Source organism: Sphingomonas silueang (assembly GCF_040049155.1).
GTDB lineage: Bacteria > Pseudomonadota > Alphaproteobacteria > Sphingomonadales > Sphingomonadaceae > Sphingomonas > Sphingomonas silueang.
The window spans coordinates 1-16357 of record NZ_JBDZDK010000050.1 but is presented as its reverse complement, the minus strand read 5'-3'; the positions used below and the strand labels follow the sequence as shown (position 1 = coordinate 16357).

13 protein-coding genes and 3 pseudogenes are annotated in these 16357 nt (G+C 64.7%); 12 read left to right on the top strand and 4 right to left on the bottom strand.

Annotated elements, in window-relative coordinates; genetic code table 11:
* Positions 1 to 124: 124 nt before the first annotated feature.
* The 11 genes and pseudogenes from ABLE43_RS22145 (at position 125) to ABLE43_RS22095 (ending at position 11016) form a co-directional block, all read left to right on the top strand.
* Positions 125 to 448: a S26 family signal peptidase gene (locus ABLE43_RS22145; protein ID WP_348980164.1), complete on the top strand. Its 324-nt coding sequence runs from the start codon at positions 125 to 127 to the stop codon at positions 446 to 448.
* Positions 445 to 1083 carry a type-F conjugative transfer system protein TraW gene (gene traW, locus ABLE43_RS22140; protein WP_348980163.1) on the top strand — a complete coding sequence of 213 codons (639 nt, stop codon included), beginning with the start codon at positions 445 to 447 and terminating at the stop codon, positions 1081 to 1083. Before ABLE43_RS22145 ends, traW begins: the two co-directional genes overlap by 4 nt.
* On the top strand, positions 1083 to 1361 hold the full coding sequence (locus tag ABLE43_RS22135; RefSeq protein WP_348980162.1) for a hypothetical protein: 279 nt from the start codon (positions 1083 to 1085) through the stop codon (positions 1359 to 1361). The genes traW and ABLE43_RS22135 overlap by 1 nt, the downstream gene beginning before the upstream one ends.
* The gene (gene traU, locus ABLE43_RS22130) at positions 1358 to 2404 is read left to right on the top strand and encodes a conjugal transfer pilus assembly protein TraU (RefSeq protein WP_348980161.1); all 1047 of its coding nucleotides are present in this window, start codon (positions 1358 to 1360) and stop codon (positions 2402 to 2404) included. The genes ABLE43_RS22135 and traU overlap by 4 nt, the downstream gene beginning before the upstream one ends.
* A 10-nt stretch (positions 2405 to 2414) precedes the next feature.
* Positions 2415 to 3161 carry a type-F conjugative transfer system pilin assembly protein TrbC gene (gene trbC / locus ABLE43_RS22125; RefSeq protein ID WP_348980160.1) on the top strand — a complete coding sequence of 249 codons (747 nt, stop codon included), beginning with the start codon at positions 2415 to 2417 and terminating at the stop codon, positions 3159 to 3161.
* Complete coding sequence (locus ABLE43_RS22120) at positions 3158 to 4927, top strand: conjugal transfer protein TraN (protein WP_348980159.1); 1770 nt, start codon at positions 3158 to 3160, stop codon at positions 4925 to 4927. The genes trbC and ABLE43_RS22120 overlap by 4 nt, the downstream gene beginning before the upstream one ends.
* Positions 4914 to 5381 (top strand): hypothetical protein, encoded by a 468-nt coding sequence (locus tag ABLE43_RS22115; protein WP_348980158.1) that lies wholly within the window; start codon positions 4914 to 4916, stop codon positions 5379 to 5381. The genes ABLE43_RS22120 and ABLE43_RS22115 overlap by 14 nt, the downstream gene beginning before the upstream one ends.
* Before the next feature lie 112 nt (positions 5382 to 5493).
* Complete coding sequence (locus ABLE43_RS22110) at positions 5494 to 6258, top strand: conjugal transfer protein TraF (protein WP_348980166.1); 765 nt, start codon at positions 5494 to 5496, stop codon at positions 6256 to 6258.
* A gap of 107 nt (positions 6259 to 6365) precedes the next feature.
* Positions 6366 to 6701, top strand: a pseudogene (gene traF, locus ABLE43_RS22105) (conjugal transfer protein TraF); the annotation flags it as partial.
* Positions 6698 to 8197, top strand: coding sequence for a conjugal transfer protein TraH (locus ABLE43_RS22100; RefSeq protein WP_425475304.1), 1500 nt, complete (start codon positions 6698 to 6700; stop codon positions 8195 to 8197). The pseudogene traF and the gene ABLE43_RS22100, both read left to right, overlap by 4 nt.
* 11 nt (positions 8198 to 8208) lie before the next feature.
* Positions 8209 to 11016 (top strand): conjugal transfer protein TraG N-terminal domain-containing protein, encoded by a 2808-nt coding sequence (locus ABLE43_RS22095; protein WP_348980157.1) that lies wholly within the window; start codon positions 8209 to 8211, stop codon positions 11014 to 11016.
* Here ABLE43_RS22095 and ABLE43_RS22090 read toward each other — a convergent pair.
* The 3 genes and pseudogenes from ABLE43_RS22090 to ABLE43_RS23230 form a co-directional block, all read right to left on the bottom strand.
* Complete coding sequence (locus tag ABLE43_RS22090) at positions 11013 to 11225, bottom strand: hypothetical protein (protein ID WP_348980156.1); 213 nt, start codon at positions 11223 to 11225, stop codon at positions 11013 to 11015. The two genes, ABLE43_RS22095 and ABLE43_RS22090, sit on opposite strands and share 4 nt — an antisense overlap.
* 163 nt (positions 11226 to 11388) lie before the next feature.
* A pseudogene (locus ABLE43_RS22085) lies at positions 11389 to 11838 on the bottom strand (ATP-binding protein); the annotation flags it as partial.
* Positions 11839 to 11940: 102 nt separating this feature from the next.
* The gene (locus ABLE43_RS23230) at positions 11941 to 13209 is read right to left on the bottom strand and encodes a recombinase family protein (RefSeq protein WP_425475303.1); all 1269 of its coding nucleotides are present in this window, start codon (positions 13207 to 13209) and stop codon (positions 11941 to 11943) included.
* A 94-nt stretch (positions 13210 to 13303) separates the two neighbouring features.
* On the opposite strand from ABLE43_RS23230, the gene ABLE43_RS22075 reads away from it, so the two are divergent.
* Positions 13304 to 16201 carry a Tn3 family transposase gene (locus tag ABLE43_RS22075; protein WP_348980155.1) on the top strand — a complete coding sequence of 966 codons (2898 nt, stop codon included), beginning with the start codon at positions 13304 to 13306 and terminating at the stop codon, positions 16199 to 16201.
* Positions 16202 to 16217: 16 nt separating this feature from the next.
* Here ABLE43_RS22075 and ABLE43_RS22070 read toward each other — a convergent pair.
* Positions 16218 to 16357: pseudogene (locus ABLE43_RS22070) on the bottom strand (ATP-binding protein); the annotation flags it as partial.

The window sequence follows — 16357 nt, the reverse complement described above, 5'->3', positions numbered from 1 at the left end:
TCAAGACGGCTACCGCGCACTCAACATCGCCGGCGGACCCGGAGCCAAGGTGGCCTGAGCCGCCCTGTTCGCTACCTGTTCAGCTTACCGCTGTCCGTGTCACAAACCTTGAGGTGCTCCCTATGTGTTCTTCCTCGCCCCCACCAATCCGCTGGTGGTGCGCCACTTCGGCCCTGAGCCGCACCTGTTCGGCAAGATCGTCTACGGCATGCCCGGCGAGACCGTCGAGCATCGTGGGTCCGCGGTGATCGTCGCTGGCCGCATGGTCGGTCGGATGAAGCCGCTCACCCGTACCGGCGAGCCGCTCGCCCCTGGTCCCACCGGCACGATCCCGCGCGACTGCTATTATGTCGGAACGCCGCACAAGGATGGCTTCGACAGCCGCTACGCGGCCATCGGGTTCGCCTGCGCCCGGAACATCGCCGGCACCGGGTTCCCAGTACTATGATACGCGTGCTGGAGATCCTCGCGGCGGGCGGACTGCTCTCGCTGACCACCTCGGCGCCGATCGCTGCCAGCGACCACGGCGTCGTCGGTCAGACCTTCCCGATCATCGAGCCGGACCTGCTGTCGACGATCGAGAACCGCCTGAATACCCTACAGGCAAGCGGCGGGATCGACCGGATGAACGCGATATTCCGCCAGCGCGCGGAAGCGCGCATCCGCCGACCGAAGCCGGTAGAGGGGATCACCGCCGCCACGCAGCCCCGTAGCTGGGCGTTCGACCCGAGCGTCACCATCGACCACGAGGTTCGTGACCCCAAGGGTAACCTGATCGTCGCGGCCGGGCAGACGGTCAATCCGCTGGCCTTCGTCACGATGCGTCAGGCGCTGGTGTTCGTCGACGGCGACGATGCCGAACAGATGGCGTGGGCGACGACGACCCACCGCGATCTCGATGCCAAGATCATCCTCGTCAACGGCTCGCCGTTCGAGGAGATGACTAGGCGCCAGCGTCGGTTCTACTTCGACCAGGAAGGACGGCTGACCGAACGCTTCGGCATCCGCCACACCCCCGCGGTCGCGCGCCAGGACGGCCAGATCGTCCGTATCTCCGAGATCGTCATGAAGGGGGCACGCTGATGCCGCTGTGGCTCGACCTGTTGCGTACGCCGATGGCAGCGCCCGAGACCGATCAGCTTCGGGGGATGCGGCGCACCTTTCAAATGCTGTGCGTCCTGACCGCGGTTGCGGTCGCCGCCAACCCGCTACTGGTGCGCCTGCTCGGCCCGGCGGCGACCTTCGTCACCGTCACGCTGTTCGTCATGACCGTGCTCCACACCGCGCTGTACCTGCTGCGCAAGCAGCGCGCGGACGAGGCGTGGCTGATGCAGCCGGCGAGCGAGGACGAACCGGCATGACGCTGCTTCGCCGTTTCACCGTGATCCTGTCGTGCGCGGGTGCGATGCTCGTGCTGTCGCTCGGATTCTCCGTCCGTGCGACCGCGCAGGACGTGTCGGCGAGCAAGGCGCAGTGCCACGGCAAGTTCGTCAATCCGGTGACCGATGTGTGCTGGTCGTGTCTGTTCCCGCTGTCGGTCGGCGGGCTGAAGATCTGGCCGAGCAATCGCGCCGATACCGCCAACCCGTCGGTGCCGGTCTGCGCGTGCGGCAACCCGGTTCCGCGGATCGGCATCGCCACCGGCTTCTGGGAGCCGGTGCGGTTGGCCGACGTGACCACCAAGCCATGGTGCTTCGTGAACCTCGGCGGCGCCAAGATATCGCCCGGCTTCGATATCGGTCGCGGCTATGTCGGCGGTCCTTCCGCGATCGGCGGGCAGGGGCAGAATACCTCGAAGTGGCACGTCCACTGGTACGTCTACCCGCTGCTCTACTGGATGGAGATCCTGACCGACTTCCTGTGCTTCGAGCCGGCGTCGTTCGACATCGCCTATATCACCGAGATCGACCCGCTATGGCAGGACGACAGCCTGTCCGCGCTCATCAACCCCGAGGCGGTGATCTTTTCGAGCCGCATCGCACAGGCCGCCTGCGCTGGCGATTGCATCGCCTCGACCGCCAAGCTGCCGCTCGACGTCGCCTTCTGGTGCGCCGGTTGTCAGGGACCGATGTACCCGATGAACGGCAACATCGCGTCGAGCATCAGCCATGTGCAGGCATCGCGCCTCGCGCTCTCGCGGTTCACCTACAAGATGCACCGCCAAGGCCTTGCGTGGGGGACGATGGGGTCGCGCGCGCTGTGCAGCAAATATCTGATGCCGGTGCTGCGCAAGCAGCAATATCGCTTCCAGATGGTCAACCCGGTGGCGATGACCAGCGGCCGTGCGGCATGCGCTCCGATCGGCGCTTCGGACATGGACCCCCGTTCGGGCCGCACCTTCCCAGTGAAGGGCGAGGACATCGGCTATCTGGTCTGGCGCAAACGCAACTGCTGCGTGCTGTGAGGAACTGACGATGCGCCGTACCATATTCCTCACGCTTACCGGTGTGCTCGGTCTCGCAGGTATCCAGGCCATCGGGCAGACCGTCGACGGTCTCGACCTCGATACTGTGAAGCGGCGCTCGGCCGCGATGGAAGGCGATGCCGAGCTGTTCGCGGCACAGGTCAAGCGGCGGAGCGACGCGCTGCGCGAGGAAGCGCAGACTGCCGCCGACGGCGGGACAGCCAATCTGCGGCGCATCGCTACGAGCGACCTGCCTCGCGGTGCGCAGGGCGCGGTCGACTTCGATGAAATCGTGCGCGGTGCGGGCGGCTCCATGGCGTCCGCGCGCGGTGACGCACCCCAGTTCATCGCCTTCGCCAGCCTCTCGATGCCCGAGGTCGCGCTGCGTCGGCTCATCGCCGATACCGCCTCGGCCGGCGGTGTCGTGGTGTTCCGCGGCTTTCCGAACAACTCGGTGAAGGAGTTCGGCGCGCTGCTCGGCAAGGTGGTTTCGCGCGAGGATCAGGCAGCCAACATCGGCATCGATCCGCGACTGTTCCGGGCGTTCAACGTCCAGGCGGTGCCGACCTATGTGGCCGTCGCCTCCGACTTCGACCTCTGCGCGGGTCTCAACTGCAAGAGTGACGTGCCCCCTCATGACCGGATGGCCGGTAACGTGACCGTCGCCTATGCGCTCGAGGCCTTCGCGCGTGGCAACGGCCCGGGCGCGCGGGTGGCGGTTGTGGCGCTCGGCAATCTCGCGAAGGCGGCGCGGTGAAGCTCCTTGCCGCGTCCTTCCTGCTGTTCGCCGTCTCGGTGTCGGGCGGCGTCGTGGCGCAGCAAAGCGTGCGCGAGGCCCGCGAGGAGGGCAGTCGTGTCGGCAAGGCGATGCGCGCTGACAGTGCGCTGGTGCCGGGGCAGGCGCAACTGGACGCGCTGCCGGGCTACCAGGGCACCGACCTGCCGGAAGGCGACTATTTCGACGACCCCGACCGGTTGGGGAGCGACGGCATGGTCAAGTCGGGCACCGACGATGCCTTCGGCACGGTGATCGACCGTCAGGGCACGCGCCGGACATTCGCCAAGAGCGAGATCCTCGATACGACCAGGCGTGCGACGATCATCGAGAAGTCGCCGGAACAGTTCCTCGCGGGCGAAGCGATCGGGGGGACGACCGGAAGCTGCACGCCCCTCCCCCCGCCGACCGGCGATCGGGGCTATTACGAGGCGACCTGCAACAAGGGGGTCAAGCTCGAGGAGCGCCAGCGGTCCTGCACAATCCGCATGGAGCCAAAGGTCACCAACAACGCCCGGTACTTCTACTGGGGATCGACGAACGTCTCAGGCCTCGCCCCGAACACGTATCTGCAGTCCCAGGTCAGCGCGGGCGTCTGCCGCGCCGAGGGCACGACGATGCACGCCTGCGACGCCCAGATCGAGATGGGCGCGGGCGGACAGAAGGTCGAGGACTACCGCAGCTATTGCAAGAAGCACTTGAAGGTGAACGCCTCGCTCTATTCCTGCTCGGCCGCGCTGCCGACCGGGCCGCTCGATGGTCACCAGAACAGCAAGACCGGCACGAGCTGGTACAAGCAGGAAGGTTCGACGTCGGTCACCGTCGAACGGGTCGAGAGCGGGTGCGACGCACTGGTGGGTGATACCACGTGTGGCGCTGCCACCGAGACCTGCGTCGAGCCGGGTGAAACCCGGACCATTAGCGGCGTGCCCGTGACCCAGGCCTGCTGGGCATGGCGGCGCGAGGCGACCTGCCAGGCCGAAGCACCGGCCAGCGACTGCGGCGAGATCGAGGGCAACAGCAGCTGCCGGTTCCTGCGGGACGAATGTCTCGACGACCCGGCAGAGGGTGCCTGCAAGGTGTGGCAGAAGGTCTATAGCTGCCCGTTGCCCGCCACCAACGCTGCGGCCGACAAGCAATACGTCTGCGGCGGCGACGTCTACTGCCTGAACGGTGAATGCGAGAGCATCGAGCGCGAGGCGTCGAGCGAGTTCAAGGACGCGCTGACCGGCCTGCATGCGCTGGACGAGGCAGGCCAGCAGTTTGATCCCGAGCAACTGCGCGTGTTCTCGGGCGAGCGCGGCGCATGTTCCAAGAAGCTGTTCGGCGCGTCCAACTGCTGCTCGGGCAAGGGGGTGCCGATCCTGACGCCATGGCTGTGCAGCGCGGCCGACCGGTCGCTCGATCAGCGAGACGACAAGGGGCTGTGCCACAAGCTTGGCACCTATTGTTCGGACAAGGTGCTCGGGATCTGCGTCACGTCGCGCACCGCCTATTGCTGCTTTGGCAGCAAGCTCGCCCGGATCCTTCAGGAACAGGGGCGCGCGCAGCTCGCCAAGCCGTGGGGTCGCGCCAAGGATGCGACCTGCCAGGGTTTCTCGATCGAGGAGTTCCAGCGCCTCGATCTCTCCCAAATGGATTTCAGCGAGGTTTATGCCGAGTTCACCGATGCTGCGAAGCTGCCCGATGAGGTGCGCGCGATGACCGAAATCCAGCGCAGGATCGAAGACTATTATGCCCGCGGCTAACGATACCGGCCATCCCGGCGTACGCCGCCCCTGCGCGCTGACGATGTCGGTGTTCGAGCTTGCGATCTACATGCGGGTCTCGCGCTCGACCATCGCCCACCGCGCGGGCGATATCGCCGCGACTCTGACCCACTGGTTCGGCTGCGAGGTCGACCCGCGCGACGTCGAGGAGAGTTGCCGGACGATGATCGGCAAGGGGTGGCTGATGCCGTTTCAGGGCGGCATGCGCGCCACGCTGGAGGGCCGTCAGGCCGGGGCGCTGCACCTCCAGGGTCTGGTCCGGATGATGGATATGGGCACCAAGATGCTCGATGTCGCCAACTGGATGGTCTGGCTGCGGATCGCCGGACGCGAACTCGACGGCGACCTGATGGACGAGGATATCCCTCCGATCGCGCTGGTCGACGCCGACGACGGTGAGGAGCCGACACACAAGGGAGGCTATGATGGCTGAATTTCGCAGGCGAGTAGGCGTCGCCGCGATCGGGCTCGTCGCTGTCGTCGGATGGCTGGTGGTCGAAACCCCGGCGTGGGCGCAGTCCACCGGTTTGGAATCCGTCGAGCAGATGGAAACCGCGCCCGACAGCGGATCACCGGACGGCGGGTCCACGGCTGCCGGCGACGACAGCTTCTATTGTCGTGAGCGCAAGCTTGGGCAGTGGTTCTATTGCACCAAGCCCAGGACCGCGCCGCGACCACCGGCGCAGGCGGCAACCCCGACCACGTCGGCGGCCGAGCGTCTGGCCGCGATCGCAAGGCAGCTCGATGAACTGAAGGCCAAGGCGATCCTTGAGCCGACCGAGGCGAACATCATCGCCTATGTCCGCTTCCAGCGCGAGCAGCTCGACCGTGCTTCGACCTTCTCGGATACGTGGCAGCGCGCGCTGTGGCAGAACCCGGATATCGACTACACCCTCCAGCGCCCGGTCGGTACGCTCGGCAAGCGGGCGTGGACCGATAACCGCACCGCCGACCGTACCCGCGTGCTGGCGACCCTCGGCCAGCGCTATGGCATCTTCTATTTCTACGCCGGTTCCTGCACCGCCTGCGATGTCTTCGCACCGATCCTCCGCTCGGTCGCCGACACCCACCGTATGTCCGTGATGGCGGTGTCGATGGACGGCACCCCGAGCCGCCAGTTCCCAGGCGCAGTCGTCGACCGCGGCCAGCGCGCGCGTATGGGCGTGCCCGGCACCGCCAACCCGGCGCTGGTGCTGTTCGACACCCAGACCCGCCAGACAATGCCGATCGGGTTCGGGATCATGTCGGCCGACGAGATCATGGAGCGCATCTTCGTACTCACCAACACCAAGGTCGGGAGCGATTACTGATAATGCCTGTATTACATGTATCGCGCCGCAAGCTGCTTGCTGGGGCCGCATCTCTCGCATGGACGGGCCTTGCCCCCATCACGGCCGCCCACGCCGCTCCGGCTGCGGGCGATCGCTACGGGCTGTTCTACTTCTTCGCGCAGAGCTGTGCCGCGTGCGAGGCGTTCGATCCGATCCTGCGCATGGTGTCCGACCGATACCGGATGCCGGTGATGGCGGTGTCGATGGACGGCGGCCCGAACCGCTTCTTCCCGCGCTATGTCGTCGACAGCGGGCAGCGCGCGCGCATGGGCGTCGAGGGTCGCTCGACCCCCGTCCTGGTGCTGTTCGACACGCTGACCCGGCGCATCCTGCCCGTCGGGTCCGGGCTCATGTCCGCCGATGAAGTGGTGCAGCGCATCGCCTTCCTCACCACCCCCCAGGCCGGGAGCGATCGCCGATGACGCCTGCACCCTCACCCGTTCGTCGCCCTTCCCTCCGCGCCCTCTACCGGCGGCTTGCCGCTGGTGTCGCATGCCTGGCTGTCGCGAACCTCGTGCCGCTGGGGGCCGCCGAGGCCGATGTCGCCGACAAGATGAACGACTTCTTCCGCGATGCCGGTGTTGCAGCAAACGTCACCGGCTCATCGGCCTATCAGGGGCAGGCGGCAGGCTATTATACCGGCGGGAACCTATGGTCGCGGTTCCCGCAGAAGAACGTGCAGCCGTTCAACCTGCAGATGCCCTCGGTGCGCGCCGGGTGCGGCGGGATCGATGTGTTCGCGGGCAGCTTCAGCTTCATCAATGCCTCCGAAATGGTGGCGATGCTTAAGGCGACCGCCAACAACGCGGTCGGGTTCGCCTTCAAGCTCGCGATCGACAGCGTCTCCCCGCAGATCAGCAAGGTCATGGGCGAGTTCAGCCAGGCCGCGCAGCAGATGAACCAGATGAACATCAGCTCGTGCGAGGCAGCACAGGGGCTGGTGGGTGGTATCTGGCCCAAGATGGATGGTGCGCGCTCGACGATCTGCGCCGCGGTCGGCCAAAGCGGAGGCCGCTTCTCGGACTGGGCGCGGGCGCGCCAAGGGTGCGGCCCCGAGGGCGAGCGCGAGGCGACGCTCGCGGCCAACACCGATGCCAAGACCAAGGACCTGACGCCGGGCACCCCGCGCAACTATACCTGGGAGGCGCTGCGCCGCTCGGCCGCGTTCGGCTCGACCCGCGGCGGCACCACCGGCTACAACTTCGATGCCGGCTTCTCCGAATATATCATGACGGTCGTCGGCACCGTCATCACCAACGTCAACGGGGCCGAAGGCAGCGGCATCCGCTACATCGGCCCGGCCGAAGAGGCGGTGGTGACAGCACTTCTCGACGGCACCGCCGATGCGAGCCCGGTCGAGGTCCTGAAGTGCGATACCGAGGAACTGTGCCTCAACCCGACCAAGACGACGCTGACCATCCCGGCGACCGTTGCGCTGCGCCAGCGCATCCGCACGATGATCGTGTCGATGAACGACAAGATCCGCAGCGATGGAGCGCTCGATAACGCCGAGAAGCAGCTCCTCAACATGACGTCGCTGCCGCTCTACAAGATGCTGACGGTACAGGCGATGGCGCACTCGACCTTCACCTCGGACGAACTTGACACCCTCGCCGAGATCGTCTCGGTCAACCTGCTGAGCGCGATCATCGACAATATGCTCGACCGGGTGTCCCAGGCGAGCGTCCATATCCCCGATGCAGACCAGACGACCGCCGAGACGTGGCGGCGGCAGCTGGTCGAGGCGCGCGATAAATATTCGAAGCGTGATTACCGGATCAAGGACACGGTGCAGATGACCACCGCGCTCATCAACCGTTCGCTCATGCTCGAATCCACCCTCCAGAACACCATGTCGCCGGCCTTGTCGGCATCGCTCAACTTCAGCCGCGGCCTCTCGGTCCAGGGCCTCAACTAGGAAGCGATGCGATGGTGGAGGTCTTCACGATCGGCGGCGGTGAGTATGTCGTCAACGTCCTGAACGCGGTCGCGGCGTGGACCGGCGGGGGCGGCTATCGCTCGCTGATCCGCGTGGCGATGGTGATCGGCTTCATCTACTCGATCATCAGCGTCGCCTTCACCATGAACGTCCGCGCGTGGCTCAACTGGTACCTCGGCGCGACCGCGATCTACCTCTGCCTGATGGTGCCGACCGTCGATGTGAAGGTCACCGACCGTATCAACCCGTCACTCGCACCCGCTACGGTGGCCAATGTCCCGCTGGGCTTGGGCGTCATCGCCAGCTTCACCAGCCAGGCCGGAGACTGGCTGACGCGAACCGCCGAGACGGTCTTCGTCATGCCGCAGCAGCTGCAATATTCGACCAACGGGATGATCTACGGCTCGCGCCTGCTCGAGGCGACGCGCAACATTCAGATCCGTGACGCGGAATACGCGACCAACCTGCAGGCCTATTTCAAAAGCTGCCTGTTCCCCGAGATCCTGCTGCGACGCAAATCCATGACTGTCATCGTGCATTCGGTCGAACTGTGGGAGCACATGGGGCCGGGATCGGAATCCCTGTCGCAGCCATGGATCTACCGGACCGGCGATCAGATGAACGCCAGCATCATCACCTGCCGACAGGCATATAACCAGCTCACCTGGTCGTGGGACTCCCTCGCTGAGGGCCATATCGCGACCATGTCCAAGGAACTCTACCCGCGGATGCGGCGCGAAGCAGCATTGGCCAAGCTGAAGCAGGACTTGCCGATCGTGACCCGCGCGATGACCGGCTATGGTGGCCACCTCTCGATCATCATGCGCCAGTCGAACGCGATCAACGCCTTCCTGATCGCGCGCGACGGCATGGCCAGCGGCGACGGCTCCGGCGCGATCGATACCTTCGCGACCACCCGGGCCGATATCCAGGCGCGCAATACATATAACTCGATCGCGGCGCAGGCGATGACGTGGGTGCCGATCCTCAACGTCGTGTTGACCGTGGTCTTCTACGCGATGTTCCCGGTCATCTTCCCGTTGTTCCTGCTGCCCCAGACCGGGGTGTCGGCGCTCAAGGGCTATGTCACCGGCTTCTTCTATCTCGCCGCCTGGGGTCCGCTCTATGTGATCCTCCACATGATCTGCATGTCGCGCGCGGTCTCGGCGACCAACGCTATTGCCGAAAACGGCATATCGCTCATCAGCTACGCCGGCGTCGGCGCGGTGAACGCCGAGACCGCGACGATCGCCGGATTCATGCTGATGAGCGTCCCCTTCATCGCCGGCGGTCTTGCGCGTGGCGCGATGGGCGTCGCGAGCCATGCGACCTCGATGCTGGCACCAGCGCAGAACGCGGCCGAGCAGGCAGCGACCGAGCAAACGACCGGCAACTACAGCTACGGCAACGTCAGCTTCGCCAACTCGACCGACAATATGCGCCAGACCAGCCAATGGTCGCTTGCGCCGACGATGACCTCCGGTCACGGCGCCTATGGCTATCGTACCGACAGCGGGACGATGTTCACCGCGCACGATAACGGCCGCATGGTGATCGACGCCAACCCGGCGACGGCAAAGTTGCCGTTCACCGTCACCCGGTCCAGCGGTGAGATCGCAGCCGCGTCGCAGAATGCGACAGAAGCGGCACGGATCGCGAAGTCCAACACCCACGGGTCGTCGGAAGACGTCAGCTTCACGCTTGGCACCGGCACCAGCATCACCTCGGCGCTGGCCAACGCGCATGGCTTCGATTCCCGCAGCAACGTCACCTCCGGTTCGGACGTGCAGACCTACGGCACGGTCGATCGAACCGCTGGAACCGGGTTGTCGACCACGCGGGACGCATCGGACAGGCTCACGAATGGAACCCGTGCCAACCAGCAATTTGATTTGAATCGCAGTATTGCTGGCGAAGGGAGTTTGAAATGGAGCATGGGCGGAGGCTCAGGTGGCGGCAGCAGCGGTGGAGGATTACTGTCCAAGCTGATGCCGCAGGTAGGTGTTGGTCTTACGGCAGGGGCGCGAGGAAGTTGGACCGATGGGTTTGGCAAAACGCAGGGCCACGACCTGGCGACCGGGCTGGTTAATTCGGAAGATGTTCGCTCTGGCATCAACCTGGGCAGCGGTACCCGCTACAACACGAATAACGGTACCAGCCTCTCCAGCGGGCAGTTTGCGTCGAGCGTGCTGACCAATACGACGTCGAATACCACCTCGCAAAATCTCGATCGCAACTGGCGAGTGAGTTCGGCACGCCAGGAACTGCAGGAGATTTCCGACGGACTGAACCGCGAGATTTCCTACTCGCAGTCGAACGGCATGCAGATGAGCGAGAACCTCAGCACCAAGCTACAGGAATGGTATATGAGCGAGCGGGCACGCAACCCGGGCATGGGGATGCCGGAACTGCACGACCAATATACCTCGCCCGAACAGGATATGGCGCGCAACGCGGTGATTGAGCGGTTCATGTCCCAGCGCAACGAGGCAGTCCGCGGCCGGATCGCCGAGCTGGAGCAGGTCATCGAGACGAACGGTCTGGCCGACGTTCAACCCCGCGGCGTTGCTTCACGGGAGTCCGTTATCGCTCGGTACCATGGCGGCGGTGTCGGGGCACCGCAGCCGGTCGCGGTTGCGGCCCCAGACCAGACGCCGGCAGCGCAAGGGATCGTCGGCGTCACCGGAGCAGTACGTAGCGCACGATCCGGTCAGAAGCCTGGCGTTCGGCAAGCTACTGGCACTCAACTTGAAGCGCCAAAGGACGTGGACGTCTCAAAAAGCCTACTCGGCTTCTAAAAGTAGACTGCCGAGATAACCACCCACGCCATAAAACCGATAACGAAGAAAAAGAACTTCCAAGACCATGGTTTAGAATTATTATCTGAACCAAATTCTTGAAATCTTTTGAACGGGTCATCTCCACCATTCTCAATCAAATCATATGAAAATGCGTTCGAACCGGGTGGTACGTAATATGGGCTATCGGGATCACGACGATCAGACATGTCAATTCTCCGCTTCCTCGGTGACCTACATTAGCAACACAGTCAATGCTGCAGGTGATTTGATGACCCATGCAAGTGTTGATTTTCGCTGAGAGTTGACCCGGTGTTTTCGTTGAGAAGTGACCCGGGTCGGGGGGTATGTGCCTGCCTGTTAGGGCGGGGGTCAAGCCGGGGTTTTGTCCTTTGCAGGTTTGCCTGGGGTGGAGCGGACACGGAAGCGGAAGCTGTCGTTGCCGGTCTCGACGATATGGCAGTGGTGGGTGAGGCGGTCGAGCAGTGCGGTGGTCATCTTGGCATCGCCGAACACCCCGGCCCATTCGCTGAAGCTCAGGTTCGTCGTGATGACGACGCTGGTCTGCTCGTAGAGCTTGCTGAGCAGGTGGAACAGCAAGGCACCGCCCGAGGGACTGAAGGGCAGGTACCCCAGTTCGTCAAGGACGACGAGATCCAGCTTGAGCAGGCGTTCGGCCAGTTGCCCGGCCTTGTTGGCGGCCTTCTCCCGTTCGAGCGCGTTGACCAGATCGACCGTGGCGAAGAAGCGTGCCTTGCCGCGGTGGTGCTCGACGACCTGCACCGCAAGTGCGGTCGCGATATGCGTCTTGCCGGTACCAGGGCTCGGTTCCGGCTGAGGGCGAAATGACACCCTAAGCGGCACAGCCGGGTTTGGCAGAGCACATTCCGCAGCTTCAGGGACGGTATCGGAAGGAGCAATGGCTTAGGCGGCGTGCCCTGCTCGATCAGTTGCACCCCAAAGGTAATAGGAAGGAAGTCCTCCAACGATTCCTGATCGATATATACCGACGCCCTTTACCTCAGCGCATTCTGATCGCTGGGCGGAGTGGGCGGCTTGAATAAGCTCCCGTAGGCGAAGATTTTTGCCGTCACTTGCTTGAACCTTGATCGCTTTGGTTGCGCTGCCTCTTGAGCCGAACGGGATGATAGCGACTTCCTGCACGGGCATGGGAATGTCATCTTCCAGAGTAGTTAGGGTCGATAGTTCGTCCGACCACCTGGCATTGTGGTGCCTGAATAAACGCATCGGCAAGTCCGGCCGAAACTTCTTATCTTCTTGCGCGGAAAATGGCTTCGGCAACACGTCTGAGGCATTTTCCTCTAAGTGTCGGGTTGATGTTCGGTAATAGATCGCCGTCCGGGCTTTATCCATCACCCAACCCACCTCATCCATCTCGGCATCGTAGAAGGTTTCTATGGCATCCGACTGTAAGACACGGATGGGACGATGGTCCCAACTTACAGTTAGGATGTCTCCAATCTGGAAAGGGACATGCATATTGCGATCCTGACTTGCTAAATGATGCTCGACAATTCGGAACTGTGAAGGCGAGGCGGAACGGTCAACTCCGCAGGTGATATCGGCAGTTGTTTCCACGCGAGCCCGCCCGACGATAGCGGCGACGGTGTTCTTGCTGAGGCCGAGGTCGCGCGCGATCCAGCGATAGCTGCGCCCCTCGGCGATAAGGGCCAGCACCTTGGGGGCGAGCCGGTCGGACTTGGGGCGATCACCGGCCTGCCGCCCGAGCTTTCGACCCCGCGCCCGTGCTGCAGCAAGGCCGGAGCGAACACGCTCGCTGAGCATGTCGCGCTCGAATTGTGCGATGCCGGCGAGCATCGTCGCCATCATCCGTCCGTGTGGGGTGTCGACCTCGAACGTCATGCCGCTCATCGCGACGACCGACACCCGCCAGCCCGACAGCCGGTTCAGCGTATCGAGCAGGTCCTGCGTCGAGCGGCCCCAGCGACTGAGTTCGGTGACGAGGATCGCATCGATGTGCCGTGCCTGCGCCAGCTTCATCACTTCGGCTCGCGCCGAGCGATTGGCCTTCATCCCCGAGGCGGTTTCGCGGAAGACCTCGACCACCTCATAGCCGCCACGCTCGGCGAAACTGGCCAGGTCACGCAACTGCCGCTCGCACGACTGGTCTGCGGTCGAGACGCGGGCGTAGATGGCGGCACGTTGTCCCAATTGAACCTTCCCGAAATCCGGCCCCGAAAACCCTTGATTTGCGTGGGGTCAGTGTTGTCCAAAACAGACTTCTGTTCAACCGGGACACTGGGCCATGCCGCGACGCCACATCTTGAGCGCCCGGCAGCGGTCGGCGCTCCTCGACCTGCCGACCGACGAGGCATCGTTGCTCCGGCACTACATTCTGGCCGACGACGACCTGATCCATATCGACCGGCGACGCCGACCGGAGAACCGGATCGGCTTCGCGCTGCAACTCTGTGCACTGCGCTATCCCGGCCGGATGCTGGCACCGGGCCAGGTGATCCCGCTGGCGGTATCCACATTCCTCAGTGCCCAGCTCGGCATCACCGGCGATACACTCGTTCGCTATGCCGTCCGCCGACAGACGCGTCAGCAGCATATGGAAGTGCTGCGCCGGACCTACGGATACAGGACGTTTCCCGGTCAGGGCGCACCGGGACGGGCATTCCGCGACTGGCTGCTCGCAGAAGCCGAGCACACGCGCTCCAACGACGATCTCGCCCGGCGCTTCATCGCTCGCTGCCGCGACACCATGACCATCCTGCCGGCGATCACGACCATTGAGCGATTGTGCGCGGACGCGCTGGTCGCGGCCGAGCGGAATATAGAGAAGCGGATCGCCGCGCGCCTCGATCGCGGTGCCTGCACCCGGCTCGACCGGCTGACGACCGAGATGCTGCCGGGTACGATCAGCCGCTTCATCTGGTTGCGCCGGATCGAGCCGGGCAGCAATTCCGCCGCGGCGAACCGGCTGCTCGACCGGTTGGAGTTTCTCCGCGCGATGAACCTCGGCGCTGACCTGCTCGCTGGCGTCCCGCCGCACCGCGTCGCCCGGCTGCGCCGGCAGGGCGAACGCTATTTCGCCGATGGCCTGCGCGATCTGAACGCCGACCGGCGCCGCGCCATCCTCGCGGTCTGCGTCGTCGAATGGGCTGCCGCGACCGCCGATGCGGTGATCGAGACGCATGACCGCATCGTCGGCCGAACCTGGCGCGAGGCGAAGCAACTCCACGATGCCCGCACCGCGGAAACCAGAAGCGCGGTCACCGCGACGCTGGACGGGTTCGCCGCGATCGGCCGGTCGTTGCTGGACGCACATGGTTATGGTGCGTCGCTGGAGGATGCGGTCGCGCGCGTGGCGGGCTGGGACCGGCTCGACTACCTTGTCGCGACAGCCACGACGCTGACCGACACGCTGAGCGACGATCCGCTGGCGCATGTCGATCAGGGATATCACCGCTTCCGCCGCTATGCGCCGCGCATGCTGCGCTGCCTTGACCTCGCAGCCGCACCGGTCGCCCGCCCCCTGCTCGACGCGGTGAAGGCCATCGCCGCCAAAGGCGAACTGCCGGTGACCGACGATTTCCTGCGCCCGCATTCCAAGTGGCGGCGTCAGTTGCGGGTGAAGGGCAGTGACGATGCGCGTCTCCGCGAGGTCGCGGTGATGTTCCACCTGCGCGACGCGCTGCGCTCAGGCGACATCTGGCTCGACCGCTCGCATCGCTACGGCGACCTGCGCCATGTCCTCGTGCCCATGGCGGTCGCACGCAGCATGAAGCTGGCGGTCCCGCCCGACCCGCATGTCTGGCTGGCGGACCGCAAGGCGCGGCTTGCTGATGGCCTTTCCCGGCTCGGTCGCGCCGCGCGCAACGGCACGATCCCGCATGGCAGCATCGAGGACGGCACGCTGCGCATCGACCGCCTCACTGCCGACCCGCCGGACGGAATCGAGGAATTGCTGCTCGACCTGTATCGCCGCCTGCCGCCCGTCCGCATCACCGACCTGCTGCTCGAAGTCGATGCCGCGCTCGGCTTCACCGATGCCTTCACCCATCTGCGCACCGGCGTGCCGTGCGGCGACCGGATCGGCCTGCTCAACGTCCTGCTCGCCGAGGGGTTGAACCTTGGCCTGCGCAAGATGGCCGAGGCGTGCAACACCCATGATTACTGGCAGCTCTCCCGCCTCGCGCGTTGGCATGTCGAGAGCGAGGCGATCGACCAGGCGCTGGCGACCGTGGTCGTCGCGCAGGGCGATCTACCCATGGCGCGGGTCTGGGGCATGGGCACCACCGCGTCTGCCGATGGCCAGTTCTATCCTGCCGCACGACAGGGCGAGGCGATGAACACGGTCAACGCCCGTTACGGCAACGATCCCGGCATCAAGGCCTATACCCACGTCAACGACCGCTTCGCACCGTTCGCATCGCAGCCGATCCCCGCGACCGTCAGCGAAGCGCCTTATCTCCTCGACGGGTTGACGATGAACGAGGCGGGGCGGCGGATCGAGGAGCAATATGCCGATACCGGCGGGTTCACCGACCACCTGTTCGGTATCAGCGCCATGCTGGGCTATCGTCTCGTGCTGCGCATCCGCGATCTGCCGTCCAAGCGGCTGTACGTCTTCGACCCCGCCGCCACGCCGGCAGAACTGCGCCCGCTGGTAGGCGGCAAGGCGCGTGAGACGCTCATTGTATCCAACTGGCCGGACCTGTTCCGCTGCGCTGCCACCATGAGCGCAGGGCAGGTCGCGCCGAGCCGCATCCTGCGCAAGCTCGCCGCCTATCCGCGCCAGAACGACCTGGCCGCAGCGTTGCGCGAGGTCGGCCGGATCGAGCGCACCCTGTTCATCATCGAATGGATTCTCGACACCGGCATGCAGCGCCGCGCACAGGTCAGCCTCAACAAGGGCGAAGCGCATCATGCGTTGAAGAGCGCCCTGCGCATCGGCCGACAGGGCGAAATCCGTGACCGCACCACCGAGGGCCAGCACTACCGGATCGCAGGCCTCAACCTGCTCACCGCCATCATCGTCTACTGGAACACCCTGCATCTTGGTCATGCTGTCGAGGCACGGCGACGCGAAGGGCTGGAGACGCCGGACCATCTTCTCGCCCACGTCTCTCCGCTCGGATGGGCGCACATCCTCCTCACCGGCGAATACCTCTGGCCGAAAGACGCCGACCCTTAGGGTGTCATTTCGCCCTCAGCCGGAACCGACCCCTACCAGGACCACCAATGAGGACGACATTGTCCGCACTGTCGATGAACGCACCCTGGTGCAGTTGGCGGACCATCGCCTCGTCCACCTCGGCGGAGGCAAAGTCGAAGCCCGTCAGATCCTTGT